Below are 18371 nucleotides of genomic sequence, written 5' to 3'. Positions count from 1 at the left end.
GATACCCAGGTCAACCTCAGCTTCGTACCCCGCAACGGGACCCGGCGGAGCCGATCACCCGCCGGGGCTCAGGCGACCGGCACCAGCCGCGCCACGGCCTCCAGGTGGTGGGTGTGCGGGAACAGGTCGAAGGCGCGGAGTGCCTCCAGGCGGTACCCGAGATCAGCGAACGTCGCGACGTCGCGCGCCAGGGCGACGGGGTCGCAGGCGACGTAGACGACCTGGGCCGGCTGCAGCGCGGCGATCGACACGACGACCTCGCGACCGGCACCGGACCGGGGCGGGTCCAACACGATCGTCCCGGCGCGGAAGCGCTCGCGCTCCGGACGGGAGGCCGACTCGACGGTCCGGGACAGCCACCGGTCGACACGGCCGGTCTCGGCACGGGCGCCGATCCACTCGGACAGGTTCTCGAGCGCGTGCTCGGTCGCGCGGGTCGCACTCTCGGCACTCGTCACACGCGCGCGCGGCCCGACGACGTCGGCGAGGGCCGCGGCGAGCAGCCCGACGCCGCCGTAGAGGTCGAGGTGCTGACCATCCGGGTCGAGGCGGTCACGATCGACCAGGTCCTGCACCGCGGCGGTGAGGACGGCGGGGGCCTGCCGGTGCACCTGCCAGAAGCCGTCGTCGTCCACGTCGAAGGTCCGTTCGCCGACGACCTCCTGCACGACCGTGGGGCGCTGGGCGTCGATGACCAGGCGTGCGCCGCCGGAGCCGCTCGGGCTGAGGACGTCGACGACCTCGGCGCCGGGCATCGAGCCGCGGCCGAGCGGCGCTGAGCCCTGCACGGTGGCGGTGGCCAGCGGGAGCGAGGTGACCGGGACGACGGTGTGCGACCGGGCGGCGAAGGGTCCGGGCGTGCCGTCGGCGTCGACGTGCAGGCGGACCCGGGTGCGCCAGCCGAGGCCGTTCGCCTCGTCGTCGCCGGGTGCGGCCTCGACGACGACCGGCGCGCCGAGCACGGCGTCGAGGTCGATGCGGCCGAACCGGGAGAACGAGTCGACGAGCACGTCGCGCTTGAGGGTCCGCTGGTGGGCGAGGGCGATGTGCCCGAACTCCGCACCACCGGGACGCACGGCGGGGTCGCGGTCCAGGCCGGCCTCGGGCCAGACGTGGTCCACCCGGTGCTCGCTCGGTTCGAGGACGCTCACGGTGTCGGCGCGCCAGAACGACTTCTTCCGGTCCTCCGTCACCCGGGCCACGACCCGCTCCCCGGGGATCGCGTCCGTGACGAACACCACGCGCCCCTCGTGCCGTGCCACCGAGATGCCGCCGTGAGCGATCCCGGTGACGTCGAGTTCGAGCAGTGTGCCGACGGATTCACCCATGGTTCGATGTTCCCATGCGTCTGTACCTCGCGAGCACCTCCCCCGCCCGTCGCGCGCTCCTGGCGCAGTCCGGGATCGAACCGGTGCTCGTCTCGCCGGGGGTCGACGAGGACGCAGTGGCGGCCACCGAGCGGGACCGACTCGGTCGCGGACTCACCGGACCGGAACTCGTGTCGCTGCTCGCGGTCGCGAAGGCGACGGCGGTCGCGGACGGGCGCGTCGAGCTGGCGGACGGCACCGACACCGGCCTCGACGGCATCGTCTTCGGCGGCGACTCCGCCTTCGAGGTCGACGGGGTGCTGTACGGCAAGCCGCACGACCCGGAGGTGGCCCGCGAGCGGTGGCGGCAGATGCTCGCCGCGGGCGGCGGCACGCTGTGGAGCGGGCACTGCGTCGTGGACCGGCGCGCCGGGGTCGGGGTGGCCACTGCCGGGACGGGAGGCGCGGGACGGGCTGGTGACGCGCCTCCCGTCCGCCCCGTGGGCGACCTGGGGCCGGTCACACCGGGCGGTTCCGCGCTCGTCGTGGACGGTGACCGGGTCGTCGCGGTGGACAGCGCCGTGCTGACGTTCGCCGACGACATGACGCCCGCGGAGATCGACGCGTACGTCGCGACCGGCGAGCCGCTCGAAGTCGCCGGCGCGTTCACGATCGACGGGCGCGCCGCCGCCTTCATCACGCGGATCGACGGAGCACCCTCGGCCGTCGTCGGTCTGTCGCTGCCGATGCTGCGGTCGATGCTCCTGCGGGGGTTCGGGATCGCCTGGCACGACCTCTGGACACGGTAGGAGCCCGCCGGCGCGCTCGCCACCTCCCCGCCTGTAGAGATCCACCTGCTGCGCGCGGTGTTTCTTGTGGATGGCGGTCAAAACACGACCCTGGTGCACGAATACGCTGATGTCCCATGACCCGCATCAGCAAGGTCCTCATCGCGAACCGCGGCGAGATCGCCGTCCGCATCGTCCGAGCGGCCCGCGATGCGGGCAAGGCCTCGGTGGCGGTCTACGCCGACCAGGACCGCGACGCCCTGCACGCCCGCCTCGCCGACGAGGCCTACGCGCTGAACGGCACCACGAGCGCCGACACCTACCTGGTGATCGAGAAGATCATCTCGGTCGCCCGACGATCCGGCGCCGACGCCGTGCACCCCGGGTACGGCTTCCTCGCCGAGAACGCCGACTTCGCGCGCGCCGTCATCGACGCCGGGCTCACCTGGATCGGGCCGTCGCCCGACTCGATCGAGCGTCTCGGCGACAAGGTCTCCGCACGGCACGTGGCCGAGAAGGTCGGCGCCCCCCTCGCCCCCGGCACGATCGAGCCGGTGCAGGACGTGTCCGAGGTCGTCGCCTTCGCCGACGAGGTCGGGCTGCCCGTCGCGATCAAGGCCGCCTTCGGTGGCGGTGGCCGTGGCCTGAAGGTGGCGCGGGACCGGGCCTCCATCCCCGAGTTGTTCGAGTCCGCCACGCGCGAGGCCATCGCCGCCTTCGGCCGAGGCGAGTGCTTCGTCGAGAAGTACCTCGACAAGCCGCGGCACGTCGAGACCCAGTGCCTCGCGGACGAGCACGGCAACGTCGTCGTCGTGTCCACACGCGACTGCTCCCTGCAGCGACGCCACCAGAAGCTCGTCGAGGAAGCACCGGCGCCGTACCTCACCGAGGCGCAGCAGACCCTGTTGTACGAGTCGTCGAAGGCGATCCTCCGCGAGGTCGGCTACGTCGGTGCCGGTACCTGCGAGTTCCTCATCGGCGCCGACGGCACGGTCTCGTTCCTCGAGGTCAACACGCGCCTGCAGGTCGAGCACTGCGTCTCCGAAGAGGTCACCGGCATCGACCTCGTCCGCGAGCAGTTCCGCATCGCCGAGGGCGGCACGCTCGACTACGCCGACCCGACCCCGCGCGGCCACTCGTTCGAGTTCCGCATCAACGGCGAGGACCCGGGCCGCAACTTCTTCCCCGCGCCGGGCCCCGTCCACGTGTTCAACGCACCGTCCGGCCCCGGCGTCCGCGTCGACTCCGGCGTGGTGTCCGGCGACGTCGTCTCGGGCTCGTTCGACTCGATGCTCGCGAAGCTCATCGTCACCGGTTCCACGCGTGCAGAGGCGCTCGAGCGGTCCCGTCGTGCCCTGGCCGAGTTCGAGGTCGCCGGCCTGCCGACGGTCATCCCGTTCCACCGTGCCGTCGTCGCGGACCCCGCGTTCGCCACCGACGACGCGACGCCGTTCTCGGTCTACACGCAGTGGATCGAGACGGACTTCGTGAACGACATCCCGGCCTGGAGCGGTTCCCCCGAGGAGCTGCCCGCGCCGGGCGAGCGCGAGAGCGTCGTCGTCGAGGTGCAGGGCAAGCGCATCGAGGTGACCATGCCCTCGATCGTCGGTGGTGGTGCCGGCGGCGCGCGTCGTCCGTCCGGCCCGTCCGCTCCCCCGAAGCGTCGGTCCTCCGGCGTCAAGGGTGGCCGTGCGGCGTCGGGTTCGTCGGTCGCGTCGCCCATGCAGGCCACCGTGGTGAAGCTCGCGGTCGCCGAGGGTGACACCGTGGTGAAGGGCGACCTGCTCGTCGTCCTCGAGGCCATGAAGATGGAGCAGCCTGTCCAGGCACACAAGGACGGCATCGTCACCGGCCTGAACGCCCCCGTCGGCCGGACGGTCTCCTCGGGTCACGTCCTGCTCGAGCTCACGTAGGTCCCCCCGCGGCGCCCGGCGCCCGGTGCCGATCGGCTGCGCACAACAGGAACCGCCCCGAACCACGGCTTCCCGCGGTTTGGGGCGGTTCCTGTTGTGCGGCGCAAGCTGGAACCAGCGGACGCAGCGTCAGCGGATCCGGCGGAAACGTCGGGTCTCGAGCGGGAGGCCCAGCCCCAGCAGCAGCGCTCGGAGCCGCTCCGTGTCCTGCGTCTCCGGCCACCCGAACCGACCGATTCGACGGACGTCGGACACACGGCGGAGCCGGTCCTCGCGGCGCTTCTCCTGGAGGAGGACGTCCTCCGCGGTGAGGCCCGCGGCGCGCATGGCCGGGTGCCGGTACTTCGCGGCACCGTCGAACTCGAGGACGACGCCGTGGTCGGGGAACCAGAAGTCGACCCGCGCCACGAAGCCCGCCGCGTCGTGGAACTCGGTCTGGAGTTCGGCCCGCGGCGCTCCGAGCTCGTCCAACGCCACACGGGCGATCGACTCCCCCACCGAGCCACTGCCTGGGTCGGCGAACTCGATCGCGAACCGTGCACGATCCCGGCCGTGCACGGCCCTCTTGACGTTCAGCTCAGCTCGGAGCGTCGACCGGTCGACACCGCGCTGGAGCGCGACGTCGAGGACGGGCACGGAACGTCGGAGGTCCTGCGTGAGCGCGATGTCGACGACGGTGCTCCGGAGGTCCGTGACCGGCCGGCCCGAGGATGCCCGGGCGAGACCCATCGACCGGCCCTTCCCGGGGTGCTTCCGCAGCAGCCGGAGGGACTGGGACGTCTCCCGCTCGGGATCGATGACATCGACGACCTCGGGGAACTCACCGCTCCAGGGCAGCCCGTGCAGGGCGAGGGCTGACACATGGGACAGCACGAGGCGCGGAGCGGTCAACTCGTCGACCACGTCGAGGCGAGCAAGATGGCGGACGCGGGCGTCCGCCGCCCGCCAGCGCTCTGCGTCGACGAACCTGCCGGGTGCGGGCCGGACGAGTGCGCCCCGGTCGGCCGCTGCGACGAGGTCCCGACCGCGACGGCCGGTGGGGTCGACGCTCCCACCCCTGATGATCTCGAGTCGTTGCATCTCCTCAGCCTCACGGACGCCCACCGCCACCGCAGGACGTTCGCCGACCCTGTGGACGACCGCGCTGGCTCCCGCTGTCGTGCAGGAGCCCGGTTTCGACTGACGCCGCACAACAGGAACCCGCTCGAACCGCGGGATGCAGCGGCGCGAGCGAGTTCCTGTTGTGCGCAGGCGCAGGCGCAGGCGCGACGCGGCGGCGCGGCGGCGCCGCCCTACGAGACCAGCGGGCGGACGGCCGCGGCCAGGCGGTCGGCCAGCGCGGTGGCTTCGGCGGAGGTCCCAGCGACCGTGTCGATGTAGACCTTCACCTTCGGCTCGGTACCACTCGGGCGGACGATGACCCGCGCGCCACCGTCCAGGTCGAAGCGCAGGATGTCCGACGGCGGGAAGCCCTCGACCCCGTCGAGGAAGTCCGTCACCGACGTGATCTCGACACCGCCGAGGTCCGTCGGGGTGGACGTCCGGAGCGACGCCATGATCTCCCCGATGCGTGACAGGTCGTCCACGCGTGTGGCCACCTGCCCGGAGGCGAAGGCACCGAACCGCTCAGCGAACGCCTCGAGCTGGTCCGCGATGGTCTTGCCCTCGGCAGCGAGTTCGGTCGCCAGCGACAGCAGCTCCAGTGCAGCGGAGATGCCGTCCTTGTCGCGGATGACCTGCGGGTCGACCAGGTACCCGAGCGCCTCTTCGTACCCGAAGAGCAGGTCGGGCACGCGGGACACCCACTTGAAGCCCGTCAGCGTGTCCCGGTGCCCGAGTCCGTACTGCTCGGCGACGCGTGCGAGGGCGGGCGAGCTCACGATCGACGCGGCGAGCACCCCGGTCACGCCGGCGTCGGCGGCCCGTGCGGCGGCGCGCCAGCCGAGGAGCCATCCGACCTCGTTGCCAGCGAGACGCCGGTACGAGCCGGAGCCGTCCGGGATCGCGAGCGCCAGTCGGTCGGCGTCCGGGTCGTTCGCGATCACCAGGTCGGCACCCACCGCGACACCCCGGGCGATCGCCAGGTCCATGGCGCCCGGCTCCTCGGGGTTCGGGAACGAGACGGTCGGGAAGGCGCCGTCCGGTTCGATCTGCTCCGGCACGACCGCCGGCTCGCGGAAGCCCGCCTGCGCGAACACCGCGCGAGCGGTCTCCCACCCGACCCCGTGCATGGCCGTGTAGACGACGGACGGCTGCGCATCGGCCGGGAGGCCCGGGGCCGGTACGGTCGCAGCCGTCGCGTCCACGTAGGCCTGGACGAGCGACGCATCGGCGACGGTGTAGTCCGTCGCCCGGGTGAGCGAGCGGATGTCCCCGGATGCGACGACGTCGATGGCGGCGGCGATCTCACCGTCGACCGGCGGCACGATCTGCGAGCCCTCGTCGTCCCCGCCGAGGTACACCTTGTAGCCGTTGTCCCGCGGCGGGTTGTGGCTCGCCGTCACCATGACGCCCGCGCCGACGCCCAGGTGCCGGACGGCGAACGCGACGAGCGGTGTCGGCAGCGCCGAGGGCAGCAGCGTCACGTCGAGACCCAGGCCGCGCATGACCTCGGCCGAGTCCCGCGCGAAGACGTCCGAGTTGACCCGGCCGTCGTAGCCGATGACGACGCTGCGATCGCGGCCGGAGTCGATGAGGAAGCGGGCGAGCCCCGCGGCGGCCTGCGTCACGACGACGCGGTTCATGCGGAGCGGACCCGCTCCGAGCTCGGCCCGGAGGCCCGCGGTGCCGAACTCCAGCCGTCCGGCGAAGCGGGCTGCGAGCTCCTCCGTGTCCTCGGCGTCGACGAGCTGCTGGAGCTCGGCCCGGGTTTCGTCGTCGGGGTCCTGCTCGATCCAGGCCCTGGCGGTGTCGACGACGCTCACAGTGCCGCCACCACGCGGGCGAGCAGGTCGGCGATGACCGGCTCGGCCTGCTTGCCGGCCTCGAGCACCTCGGTGTGGGACAGCGGCGTCTTCTGGATGCCGGCTGCCAGGTTCGTGATGAGCGAGAAGCCGAGGATCTCCATGCCGGCCTGACGAGCGGCGATGGCCTCGAGCGCCGTCGACATGCCGACGATGTGCCCGCCGATCGCTTTCGCCATCTGGACCTCGGCCGGGGTCTCGTAGTGCGGGCCGCGGAACTGCGTGTAGACGCCTTCGTCGAGGGACGGGTCGACGGACTTCGCGACCGCACGGAGGCGTGCCGAGTACAGGTCGGTCAGGTCGACGAACGTCGCACCCTCGAGCGGGCTGTCGGCGGTCAGGTTGATGTGGTCGCTGATGAGGACCGGGGTGCCGGGCGTCCAGGTCTCCTTGATGCCCCCGGCACCGTTGGTGAGGACCATGACCGAGGCACCCGTGGCAGCGGCGGTCCGCACGCTGTGCACGACGCGACGCACGCCGTGGTTCTCGTAGTAGTGGGTCCGGGCACCGATGACGAGCGCGTGCCGTCCGTCGGCGAGACGGATCGACCGGACGGTGCCGGAGTGCCCGGGGACGGCCGAGGCACTGAACCCGGGGACGTCCGCCGCGGGGATCTCGGAGACGGTCTCCCCGAGCAGGTCGGCGGCCTTGCCCCAGCCGGAGCCGAGCGTCAGGGCGACGTCGTGGCGTTCGATACCGGACCGCTCAGCGATCACTGCGGCGGCGTCGCGGGCCACGTCGAAGGGGTCGACGGCGGGGTCGTTCAGGGGGTTCTCGGTGCTGACCATGCGCCGATCGTACCGGGCGGCCGGTCAGCCCAGCGCCTTCTCCACAGCCGCCGTGATCTCGCTCTGGTCGAAGTGGTTCCGGATCACGATGACCTCGGCGTACGTCGTCCCGACGGCCTCGACGAACTCCTGGCTCGTGAGGATCACGTTGGCGTCGTCGGACACGTCCCGCACCGAGGCGACGTCGGCCGCGACGACCTCTGCGGTCAGTCCGAGCGTCGCCAGCGCCTTCTCCGCGTTCACCTTGAGGATCGCGCTGGCACCGATGCCCGCGCCGCAGATGGTCACGATCTTCATGCCGTCGTCACTCCCATGATGGCCCGGACCTCGTCGGCCGTGACGGCGGCAGCGAGCCGCCCGGTGACCGAGGCGTCGTTGAACAGGTTCGCGATCGCGCCGATCGACTCGAGGTGCGTCCCGACCTCGGCCACGGCCAGGCCGAGGACGACCGAGACCGGGTCGTTGTGCGGGTGCCCGAACACGACCGGTGCGGCGAGGGTCACGACCGCCAGACCGTCACGCAGCACGCTGGACCCCGGCCGGGCGTGCGCGAACGCCAGCCCCGGCGAGATGACGATGTACGCCCCGTGTTCCTCCACCATGCCGATCATGGCGTCGGTGTACGCATCGGTGGTCGCTCCGGAGGCCACGAGGGCGCCGCCGGCCGTCCGCAGCGCGTCACGCCACGACGACGCGGACGCCCCGAGGACGACGGCCGGGTCCGGCAGCGGTGGCAGGCCCATCGACTCAGGCCTCCGCGTACCCGGCGGTGATCGCGGCGATGATCTCCTCACGGTCCTCCAGCGGCAGGAAGGTCCCGAGCGCGGCGTTGATCTGGAACGCGGCCAGGTCGTCGAGGTCGTAGCCGAACGTGCCGGCCAGCAGCGCGAGCTCCTTCGACAGCGAGGTGTTGCTCATCAGGCGGTTGTCGGTGTTCACCGTGACGCGGAACCCGAGCTGGTACAGGACGTCGATGGGGTGGTCGGCCAGGTCGTCACCCCACGCGGCGATGGCGCCGGTCTGCAGGTTCGAGGACGGCGAGACCTCGAGCGGGATCTCACGGTCGCGGACCCAGGACGCGACCTCGCCGAGGGTGGCGAGCATAGAGCCGTCGCCGCCGTCCGCCAGCGAGACGTCCTCGAACACGCGGACACCGTGGCCGAGTCGCAGTGCGCGACCGTCGACGAGCGCCGAGCGGATCGACGCGAGACCGTCGGCTTCACCGGCGTGCACCGTGACCGGGAACAGCTCGGAGGCCAGGTAGTCGAACGCCGCACGGTGGTCCGACGCCGGGAACCCGGCTTCGGCGCCGGCGATGTCGAAGCCGACGACGCCGTGGTCGCGGTGGCGGACGGCGAGCTCGGCGATCTCCATCGACCGGTCGGCGTGCCGCATGGCGGTGACGAGCTGGCCGATCCGGATGGACCCGCCGGCGGCGTCGACCGCTTCCTCGATCCCGGCCTGCACGGCTTCCACCGTCTGGTCGAGGGTCAGGCCACGCTGCAGGTGCTGCTCCGGCGCCCAGCGGATCTCACCGTAGACGACGCCGTCCGCGACGAGGTCCTCGACGAACTCCTTCGCGACGCGGGTCAGACCGGCTGCGGTCTGCATGACCGCGGTGGTCACGTCGAAGGTCTTGAGGTACTCGACCAGGGAGCCGGAGTTCGACTGGTCGGCGAACCACGTGGCGAGCTCGGTCGGGTCGGTGGTCGGCAGCTCGACGCCGTCGGTCGCGGCGAGCTCGATGATCGTCGCGGGGCGGAGGCCGCCGTCCAGGTGGTCGTGCAGCGAGACCTTGGGGAGGTCGTTGATGACCGCTCCGGCGTCGGGCAGGCGGTAGATGGGGGCGGCGTCGCTCATGCGCACAAGGCTACCGGTGGTCACCGGCCGCCGCAGGGCGCCGTCGACAAGGGTGTGGACCACGGACTGGAGGCTCCCCACACGTCGTGCGGGGAGCCTCCGGTCCGGATGGTGCGATGCGGGCAGCGGGCCGCTACTGGATCCGTTCGCGCACGATCGGTCCGCGCTCGGGCGCGGACTCCCCGATCGACCACGCCCCCTCGAGCGACTCGAGGGCCCGCTCGAAGCGGGCCGGCTCGTCGGTGTGCAGCGTCCACAGCGGCTGGCCGGCGGTGACGGCGTCACCCGGTTTGACGTGCAGCTCGATGCCGGCGCCGGCCTGCACCGGGTCCTGCGCCCGGGCCCGTCCGGCACCCAGGCGCCACGCCGCGATGCCGAAGGGGAGCGCCTGCTGGGTGGTGAGCACACCGGACTCGGTGGCGGTGACGACGTGCGTCTCCGCTGCGACCGGCAGTGCGGCCGAGGCGGCGCCGCCCTGCGCCTCGATCATCCGGCGCCAGGTGTCCATCGCGCGGCCGTCGGCGAGCGCGGCGGCCGGGTCCGCGTCGGTGACCCCGGCCAGGCGCAGCATCTCCTCCGCGAGCGAGAGGGTCAGCGACACCACGTCGGCGGGACCGCCGCCGGCGAGGACCTCGACGGACTCACGGACCTCGAGGGCGTTGCCGATCGTCAGGCCGAGCGGGACCTCCATGTCGGTGAGGAGCGCCGACGTCGCGACCCCGGCGTCCTTGCCGAGGTCGACCATCGTCTGCGCCAGCAGCTTCGACTGCTCGAAGTCCGCCACGAACGCGCCGGAGCCGAACTTCACGTCGAGGACGAGCGCTGCGGTGCCCTCGGCGATCTTCTTCGACATGATGCTCGACGCGATGAGCGGGATGCACTCGACCGTGCCGGTGATGTCACGGAGGGCGTAGAGCTTCTTGTCGGCGGGTGCCAGGCCGGAGCCCGCGGCACAGATGACGGCACCGACGTCCTGCAGCACCGCCGTCATGCGCTCGTTCGAGAGTGCCGCCTGCCATCCCGGGATCGACTCGAGCTTGTCGAGCGTGCCACCGGTGTGCCCGAGTCCGCGGCCGGAGAGCTGCGGCACCGCGACGCCGAACGTGGCGACGAGCGGTGCGAGCGGCAGGGTGATCTTGTCGCCGACGCCTCCGGTGGAGTGCTTGTCGACCGTGGTCTTGCCGAGCGAGCCGAACGACATCCGCTCCCCCGACGCGATCATCGCGAGCGTGAGGTCCCGGATCTCCCGACGCTCCATGCCGTTGAGGAAGATCGCCATCGCGAGCGCGGCCATCTGCTCGTCGCCGACGTAGCCGCGCGTGTACGCGTCGACGAGCCAGTCGATCTCGGCGGTGGACAGGGTCCCGCTGGAGCGCTTCGTGCGGATGAGGTCGACGGTGTCGAACGGCTCGACGGCCATGTCAGTGCTCCTGCCGGTAGGTGGCGAGGGTCCGCGGGCCGAAGGCGTCCGGCAGGACCTCGTCGATGGTGCGGATGCCCGAGACCGTCTCGAGGAGCATGCCCTCGGTGGAGTGCTCGAACAGCAGCTGGCGGCAGCGGCCGCACGGCATCAGGGTCGCCCCGTCGCCGTCGACGCAGGTGAACGCGACGAGCTTGCCGCCGCCTGTCATGAACAGTTGCGACACGAGCGAGCACTCGGCACACAGGGTCACACCGTACGAGGCGTTCTCGACGTTGCAGCCGGACACGATCCGGCCGTCGTCGGTGAGCGCCGCGGCCCCCACCGGGAAGGACGAGTACGGCACGTAGGCGCGGCCCATCGCGGTCGTGGCCGCCTCGCGGAGAGCGTCCCAGTCCACGTCGACGTCGACGTGGGCGCTCCCGTCGATCGGTGCCTCGGCGTCGGCCGGGAGGCTCGTGGCCGGGTCCGTCCAGACCGGCTCGCCGGTCTCGGGGTCGGTGCCGACCCCGTGGTCTCCCGCAGCGTTCGTGTCGGTCATGTGGCGTGCCTCCCGTGCGTGGTGCGGTGTCGCGCGCTCTCGCGCGCCGTCGTGCGGTGTCGTACAGCGGGACACCGGTGTCGGTCCATCGAACCGCGTGTCGACGCGGTTCGCACCGACGGACACCGGTGTCCCGCCGATCGCTCAGTTCTTGATGTAGGGCTTGCCGGACGCCGCCGGACCCCGCGACTGCCCGACCAGACCGGCGACCGCGAAGATCGTCACGACGTAGGGCAGCATCAGCAGGAACTCGCTGGGCACCGGCGAGTTGATCGCTCCGAGCGTGTTCTGCAGGTTCGACGCGAAGCCGAACAGCAGGGCTGCCAGCGTCGCCTTGATCGGGTCCCACCGGCCGAAGATGACCGCGGCCAGGGCGATGTAGCCCGCGCCTGCCGTCATGTCCTTCGTGAACGGACCGACCGCGTCGAGCGTGAAGTAGGCGCCGCCCAGACCCGCGATCGCACCGGCGAGCGAGACGTTCCAGAAGCGCGTGCCGGTGACGTTGATGCCGACGGTGTCCGCCGCCTCCGGGTGCTCGCCGACCGCGCGGAGGCGGAGGCCCCAGCGGGTCTTGAACAGGGCGAAGGTCACCACGGCCACCGCGATGTACGCCAGGTAGACGATGACGGTCTGCTCGAAGAACACCGGGCCGATCACCGGGATCTGGTGCAGGACCGGGATCTCGGTCTTCGGGAAGCGGATGCCGACGTTCAGGGTCGTCTCGGACGGCGAGAGCACCTGCGAGTACAGGAACCCGGTGAGCCCGGAGATGAACGCGTTGATGACCACACCGACGATGACCTGGTCGACGAGGTACTTGATGCTGAACGCCGCGAGGACGAACGACACGAGCACACCTGCGACGAGCGCACCGATCAACCCGACCCAGGCGGACCCGGTCAGCGAGGCGATGAGCGCCGAGGTGAACGCACCGGCGAGGAACTGTCCCTCGATGGCGATGTTCACGACGCCGACGCGCTCGGAGATGACCCCGCCGAGGGCGCCGAACACCAGCGGGACGCTGAGGCCGATCGCGCCGACCAACAGGCCGGGCAGCGGGATCGTCTTGCCGGCGGCTGCCCAGGTGAGGAACCCGACGACGAAGACGACCGCGAAGACGCTCGTCAGCCACAGCGGCACCGGACGGTACCGCCCGACCAGGAAGAAGGCGACGGCGGTGCCCAACGACAGCAGGACGACGACCACCACGCCGGTCGCCAGCGACGGCAGACCGACGTTCGGCAGCTGCACGAAGTCACCGGCGTTGGCGAGTCGGAACGTGGTCGTGCCGCCACGGCGGACGCCGAGGAACAGCACGGCGGCGAGCACCGAGAACACGGCGAACGCGATCGGTGCCTTCCAGCTGCGGGTGGTCTCGACCGCACGGTCGGCGACGGGGGTCGCCGGGACCGCGGTGGGACTGAGGGTGCTCACGCGGCGACCGCCTTCCGCTCGGAGTTCTTACGGGTGCGACGACGTGCGCCCGGCTGCGGGATCCGGAAGACCGCGCGGACGAGCGGCGGGGCCGCGATGAACAGGACGATGAGTGCCTGGATGACGCCGACGATGTCGATCGGGATGCCGTTGGCGGCCTGCATCGCGTAGCCACCGTTCTTGAGCACCCCGAACAGGATCGCGGCCCAGAAGGTGCCCCACGGCTTCGAGCGGCCGAGCAGCGCGACGGTGATCGCGTCGAACCCGATGCCGGCGTCGATGCCCGAGGTGAAGCCGGTCGTGACGGCACCCTCGACCTGGTAGGCGCCGGCGATGCCGATGAGGGCACCCGAGATGACCATCACCCAGATGGTGAGCATCGGTACGCTCATGCCGGCGACGCGAGCGGCACGGGGGTTCTCGCCCACCGTGCGGAAGCGGAAGCCGAGGGACGACTTGTTCATCAGCCACCACACGACGACGACCGCGACGAGGGCGACGATGAAGCCGACGTCGATGCCGAACCGGGAGCCGAACAGCGACGGCAGGACCGCCGAGTCGCGGGTCGCCGGCGAGATCGGGTTCGGGCTGCCGCCGGCCTGCAGGAGGCCGGGGGTGCGGAGCATGAAGCTCACCAGGTACAGCGCGACGTAGTTGAGCATGATCGTCAGGACGACCTCGTTGGCACCGGTCCGGGCCTTGAGGAGCCCGACGATGCCTGCCCACACCGCACCGCCGACGATGCCGGCGAGGATCGTGAGCGGGATGTGCACGACGGCGGGCAGGTCGAACGAGAACCCGACCCAGCCGGCGGCCGCGGCGGCCATCAGGACCTGTCCCTGACCGCCGATGTTGAACAGGCCGGTGCGGAACGCGACCGCGACGCCGAGACCGGCGGCGACGAGCGGCACCGCGTAGTCGACGGAGCGCGTGATCGGGGCGATCGCGGTCGCGAACGACGGGGCACCGAAGTTGATGACCGAGCCCTGGAACAGCGACGAGTACGAACCGCCGACGGCCGTCCCGACCGCCCGGAGCGTGTCGAGCGGACGGGCGAAGAAGTACCCGGCTGCGGCCTGGACGTCCTTGTCGGTGAGGGCGATGAGGACACCGCTGGCGACGAGGGCCAGGACCACTGCGAGGACGGTGGTCAGGACCGAGCCGTTCACGATGCTCCGGAGTGCGTCGCTCCAGCGTCCTTCGCGGCGCTCGCTGTCGGTCGCCGAGTCGGTCATCAGGTGCGGTGCGCCGGTGACCTCCTGCAGGCGGTCGTCGACGGCGGGGGTCGCGTCGGCACGCGTCGCGTCGGCACGCGTCGTGTCGGCGTCGGCCGGGAGGCCCGTTGTCGCGTGGGTGGGTGTGGTGCGGTCCGACGGCGTGGGGCCGTCGTGCTGCGGCGTGGGGTCGCTCACGCGGCGAGCTCCGTTCCTGCGGGCAGTTCGCCCGCCATCATGAGTCCGAGGACGTCCCGGGGTGTGGACGCGGGGACGACGCCGACGATCGCGCCGCGGTACATCACGGCGATCCGGTCGGCGAGCGCGACGACTTCGTCGAGCTCGGTGGAGACGACGATCACCGGGACGCCGCTGTCGCGGGTCTCGACGATGCGCTTGTGCACGAACTCGATCGAGCCGACGTCGATGCCGCGGGTGGGCTGCGCGGCGACGAAGAGCCGCAGGGGGCGGCTGAGTTCGCGGGCCAGGACGATCTTCTGCTGGTTGCCGCCGGAGAGCCGGCCGGCCGCGGTGGTCCGGCCGGGCGTGCGGATGTCGAACTCCGCGATCTTCTCGTCGGCGAAGGCGTCCCGCTCGGCGGCGCGGATGGTGCCGGCACGGACGAAGTCGGCGGCGTCGGCGCGGTCGAGCATGAGGTTCTCGGCGATGGTGAACTCGCCGACCAGGCCGTCTTCCTTGCGGTCCTCGGGGACGAACCCGACTCCGGCGTCCAGGATCTGCTTGACGCTGCGGCCGGTGACCTCGCGCCCGTCCAGGGTGATCCGGCCGGAGCGCACCGGCTCGAGGCCCATGATCGCCTCGGTCAGCTCGGTCTGGCCGTTGCCCTGCACGCCCGCGATCGCGAGCACCTCGCCACGGCGGACCGTGAACGAGACGTCGTCGACCAGCACGAGGCCGGCGGGGTCGGTGACGGTGAGACCCTCGACGACCAGGGCTGCCTCGCCCGGGGTGGCCGGGGCCTTCTCGACGACGAGTTCGACGCTGCGGCCGACCATCAGCGCCGCGAGTTCGCTGTTCGACGCGGTCGGGGACGCTTCCCCCACGACCTTGCCGAGGCGGATCACGGTGATGCGGTCGGCGACCTCACGGACCTCGCGGAGCTTGTGCGTGATGAAGACGATGGCGGTGCCGGCCTCGCGGAGCTGGCCCATGATGCCCATCAGCTCGTCGGTCTCCTGCGGGGTGAGGACGGCCGTCGGCTCGTCGAACACCAGCACGGAGGCGTCACGGGAGAGCGCCTTGATGATCTCCACGCGCTGCTGGACACCGACAGGCAGGTCCTCGACCCGGGCGTCGGGGTCGACGTCGAACCCGAACCGCTCGGAGATCTCACGGACACGCCTGCGGGCACCGGCGAGGTCGAGACGGCCACCGAACGCCGTCTCCTCCTGCCCGAGCATGACGTTCTCGGCCACGGTGAAGACGGGGACGAGCATGAAGTGCTGGTGCACCATGCCGATGCCGGAGCGCATGGCGTCGCCCGGTCCGTCGAAGTGCTGGACGACGTCGTCGAGCAGGATCTCGCCCTCCTCGGCCTGGTACATGCCGTAGAGGACGTTCATCAGGGTCGACTTGCCCGCACCGTTCTCGCCGAGGAGACAGTGCACCTCGCCCGGTTCGACGGTGATCGAGATGTGGTCGTTGGCGACCAGGGTGCCGAACCGCTTCGTGATGCCGCGGAGTTCGAGCTTCATGTCGGTGAGTCTATTTCTGTCTCGGGCGCGCACGGGTCCCCGTGCGCGCGAGAACGCGGGCGGAGGAGTGATCCCCCGCCCGCGTTCGTCGGACTACTTGACGGATGCCTCGGTGTCGACCTTGACCGAGCCGTCGATGATGCCGGCCTTGATCTCGTCGAGCTCACCCTGCAGACCCGAGTCGACCTTGGACTCGTAGTCGTGGAACGGCGCGATGCCGACGCCGTCGTTCTTCAGCGTGCCGACGTACGGGGTCTTCGAGTAGTTGCCCTTGGCGGCCTGCTCGACGACGTCCTTGACCGCGGGCTTCATGCCCTTCTCGATCGAGGTGAAGGCGATGTCCTTGTAGCGGGGGTCGGCCTCGTAGAGGTCGCTGTCCGCGCCGATGAGGACGGAGCCGTTGTCGGCGTCCTTGATCGCCTCTGCGGCGGACTGGTAGATCGGGCCACCGACGGGCAGGATAACGTCGGCGTCCTGGTCGAGCAGCGACTGCGCGACCGACTTCGCCTGGGTGCCGGCCTCGAAGCCACCGGTGAAGGAGCCCTTCTGGCTCTCGACGTCCCAGCCGACGACCTTGACGTCCTTCTTCTTCTGCTCGTTGTAGTACGCGACGCCGTCCGCGAAGCCGTCCATGAAGATGGTGACGGTCGGGATCTGCATGCCGCCGAAGGTACCGACGGTGCCGGACTTCGAGTACGACGCGGCCGCGTAGCCGGCGAGGAACGCCGCCTGCGAGGTGTCGAACGTGATCGGCTTGACGTTCTTCGCGTTGATCGAGTTGTCGTCGATGATCGCGAAGTCGGTGTCGGGGTTCGCCGCGGCCTGCTTCTTCGTCGAGGCGGCGAGGTTGAAGCCGACCGTGACGATGAGGTTGCAGTTCTGGTTGACGAGCTGCTGGATGTTCGAGTCGTAGACGGTGGCGTCCTTGGACTCGGCGTCCTTGTACTGGGCACCGAGCTCGGACGCGGCGTCCTTCATGCCCTCGAAGCCGAGCTGGTTGAACGACTTGTCGTCGAAGCCGCCCGCGTCGGACACCATGCAGGGCAGGAAGTCGGACTTCTTGGACGAGGTCGAGTCGGACGGTGCGGATGCGCAGCCGGCGAGCACGGCGACGGTGCCGACGAGCGCGAGGCCGCTCATGGCGACGCGGCGGGTACGAGATGACACGGGGGTTCCTCCGGGGAGATCGGGAGTCGGCCCGGAGTCACTGCGCACCGGGCGATCGTGAGGACAGTACACGACCGGCCGGGCGGTACAGGACCGGTCTGCAGGCCCTCCGACATCGGTTACGCGATCGCGACCGCGTCGTAACGCGCCGGAAACGCGATGGCTCGTCCGTGACCCCAGTTCGCGGGGTTTCGTGATGGAGCGCTACAGTCGGGCGTCGGCCTGGAGGATCGTGCAGGCATCCCCCACATCCGCCGGTCCGCAGGGTGATTCAGAAGTCCTCGTCCGCGTCGCCGGGGAAGCACAGCGAGAGAGCCTGGACCGCGTACTGCCCCTCCGACACCGTCAGCCGGATCGAGTCGGTCCGCCCGCCACCACGACCCACGATGGTCGGGCGGTCCGCCGTCCCCCAGTGGTCGATCGTCATGCCCTGCTCCGTCCACCGGTCCTCGGTGGCGGTGACGTCCTGGGTCACGTCGCCGCTGGACGCGCGGGTGACGAGGTACCGCCACTTCGCACCCTGGTCGCCGTCGGGGAGCCGGCAGTCCTCCAGGTAGTCGGGGCCGGTCCGCGGCTGCCACGTCCCACCGAGTCGACCGGTGACCGCCTCGACGGCGTCGACCATCTGCTGCTGCGCGACGTCCCGGTCGACGGCCGGGGTAGCGTGCTCGGACGTCGGTGCCGGTGCGGGGGCCGGACCTGCCGCGGAGCAGCCGGCGAGCGTGCCGACGACGAGCACACCGGTGCCGAGGACCCCGGCGTCGTCGGAGCCTGTGCTCAGAGCGCATCAGCGTCTCCGGGGAAGCACAGCGAGACGGCCTCGACGCCGTACAGGTCCGGGGCGACCGAGAGACTGATCGACCTCGTCGTCCCACCGCCACGGCCCGTGATCGTGGGCTCGTCCTGCGTGCCCCACCGGTCCAGCGACATACACTGTCCCTTCCACCGCGCCGTCACCGCGGCGACGTCCGCGGGTACGTCCCCGATCGAGCCGCGTGTGACGAGGAAGCGCCACTGCGCACCCGGCTCGCCGTTCGACAACCGGCAGTCCTCCGCGTAGTCGGGACCGGTCTCGTGCTGCCATGTGCCGCCCAACGCGGTGGTCACCCGGTCGACGACCCCGACCATCTGCCGCTGCGCCGTGTCCGCGTCGAGCACCGGTGTCGGTGTGGATGTCGGAGCGGGCGTTGCACAGCCGACGAGCGTGCCGACGACGAGCACACCGCACGGGGCCGGGGCCCATCGGCGTGCGGCGATCATG

At 71.2% G+C, this 18371-nt stretch carries 17 protein-coding genes; 2 read left to right on the top strand and 15 right to left on the bottom strand.

Annotated features, from left to right (window positions below):
* Nucleotides 1-68: 68 nt before the first annotated feature.
* Nucleotides 69-1328: a class I SAM-dependent RNA methyltransferase gene (locus DEI89_RS03940; protein ID WP_110902724.1), complete on the bottom strand. Its 1260-nt coding sequence runs from the start codon at nt 1326-1328 to the stop codon at nt 69-71.
* Between the two features lie 14 nt (nt 1329-1342).
* On the opposite strand from DEI89_RS03940, the gene DEI89_RS03935 reads away from it, so the two are divergent.
* Together DEI89_RS03935 and DEI89_RS03930 are read left to right on the top strand one after the other, a co-directional pair.
* Nucleotides 1343-2116 (top strand): nucleoside triphosphate pyrophosphatase, encoded by a 774-nt coding sequence (locus DEI89_RS03935; protein ID WP_110902723.1) that lies wholly within the window; start codon nt 1343-1345, stop codon nt 2114-2116.
* A gap of 116 nt (nt 2117-2232) precedes the next feature.
* Nucleotides 2233-4008, top strand: a complete 1776-nt coding sequence (locus tag DEI89_RS03930; RefSeq protein WP_110902722.1) for a biotin carboxylase N-terminal domain-containing protein — start codon at nt 2233-2235, stop codon at nt 4006-4008.
* A gap of 129 nt (nt 4009-4137) precedes the next feature.
* Here DEI89_RS03930 and DEI89_RS03925 read toward each other — a convergent pair whose 3' ends face one another.
* The 14 genes from DEI89_RS03925 to DEI89_RS03860 form a co-directional block, all read right to left on the bottom strand.
* A complete protein-coding gene (locus DEI89_RS03925) occupies nt 4138-5088 on the bottom strand; it encodes a hypothetical protein (protein WP_146236667.1) in 951 nt (316 codons plus the stop codon).
* Between the two features lie 212 nt (nt 5089-5300).
* Nucleotides 5301-6932: a phospho-sugar mutase gene (locus DEI89_RS03920; RefSeq protein WP_110902720.1), complete on the bottom strand. Its 1632-nt coding sequence runs from the start codon at nt 6930-6932 to the stop codon at nt 5301-5303.
* Nucleotides 6929-7759, bottom strand: a complete 831-nt coding sequence (locus tag DEI89_RS03915; protein ID WP_110902719.1) for a purine-nucleoside phosphorylase — start codon at nt 7757-7759, stop codon at nt 6929-6931. Before DEI89_RS03915 ends, DEI89_RS03920 begins: the two co-directional genes overlap by 4 nt.
* Nucleotides 7760-7783: 24 nt before the next feature.
* The gene (locus DEI89_RS03910; protein WP_110902718.1) at nt 7784-8056 is read right to left on the bottom strand and encodes a PTS sugar transporter subunit IIB; all 273 of its coding nucleotides are present in this window, start codon (nt 8054-8056) and stop codon (nt 7784-7786) included.
* The gene (locus DEI89_RS03905; RefSeq protein ID WP_110902717.1) at nt 8053-8502 is read right to left on the bottom strand and encodes a PTS sugar transporter subunit IIA; all 450 of its coding nucleotides are present in this window, start codon (nt 8500-8502) and stop codon (nt 8053-8055) included. The genes DEI89_RS03910 and DEI89_RS03905 overlap by 4 nt, the downstream gene beginning before the upstream one ends.
* A 4-nt stretch (nt 8503-8506) precedes the next feature.
* On the bottom strand, nt 8507-9619 hold the full coding sequence (locus DEI89_RS03900; RefSeq protein ID WP_110902716.1) for an adenosine deaminase: 1113 nt from the start codon (nt 9617-9619) through the stop codon (nt 8507-8509).
* A gap of 133 nt (nt 9620-9752) precedes the next feature.
* Nucleotides 9753-11039, bottom strand: a complete 1287-nt coding sequence (locus DEI89_RS03895; RefSeq protein ID WP_110902715.1) for a thymidine phosphorylase — start codon at nt 11037-11039, stop codon at nt 9753-9755.
* Nucleotide 11040: 1 nt separating this feature from the next.
* Complete coding sequence (locus tag DEI89_RS03890) at nt 11041-11580, bottom strand: cytidine deaminase (protein WP_375537621.1); 540 nt, start codon at nt 11578-11580, stop codon at nt 11041-11043.
* A gap of 144 nt (nt 11581-11724) precedes the next feature.
* On the bottom strand, nt 11725-13014 hold the full coding sequence (locus DEI89_RS03885; RefSeq protein WP_110902714.1) for an ABC transporter permease: 1290 nt from the start codon (nt 13012-13014) through the stop codon (nt 11725-11727).
* Nucleotides 13011-14426 (bottom strand): ABC transporter permease, encoded by a 1416-nt coding sequence (locus DEI89_RS03880; RefSeq protein WP_375537764.1) that lies wholly within the window; start codon nt 14424-14426, stop codon nt 13011-13013. The genes DEI89_RS03885 and DEI89_RS03880 overlap by 4 nt, the downstream gene beginning before the upstream one ends.
* The gene (locus DEI89_RS03875) at nt 14423-15943 is read right to left on the bottom strand and encodes an ABC transporter ATP-binding protein (RefSeq protein WP_110902713.1); all 1521 of its coding nucleotides are present in this window, start codon (nt 15941-15943) and stop codon (nt 14423-14425) included. Before DEI89_RS03875 ends, DEI89_RS03880 begins: the two co-directional genes overlap by 4 nt.
* 93 nt (nt 15944-16036) lie before the next feature.
* Entirely contained in the window at nt 16037-17110 is a 1074-nt protein-coding gene (locus DEI89_RS03870) for a BMP family protein (protein WP_110902712.1), read from the bottom strand.
* 271 nt (nt 17111-17381) lie between these two features.
* Complete coding sequence (locus DEI89_RS03865) at nt 17382-17849, bottom strand: hypothetical protein (RefSeq protein WP_110902711.1); 468 nt, start codon at nt 17847-17849, stop codon at nt 17382-17384.
* A gap of 38 nt (nt 17850-17887) precedes the next feature.
* The gene (locus tag DEI89_RS03860; RefSeq protein ID WP_110902710.1) at nt 17888-18370 is read right to left on the bottom strand and encodes a hypothetical protein; all 483 of its coding nucleotides are present in this window, start codon (nt 18368-18370) and stop codon (nt 17888-17890) included.
* Between the last annotated feature and the right edge of the window lies 1 nt (nt 18371).

Origin of the sequence: Curtobacterium sp. MCBD17_030 (assembly GCF_003224255.1) — a bacterium.
Taxonomy (GTDB): domain Bacteria; phylum Actinomycetota; class Actinomycetes; order Actinomycetales; family Microbacteriaceae; genus Curtobacterium.
Note: the sequence above shows the minus strand (reverse complement) of the source record. Positions and strands in the feature narration are given on the sequence as shown.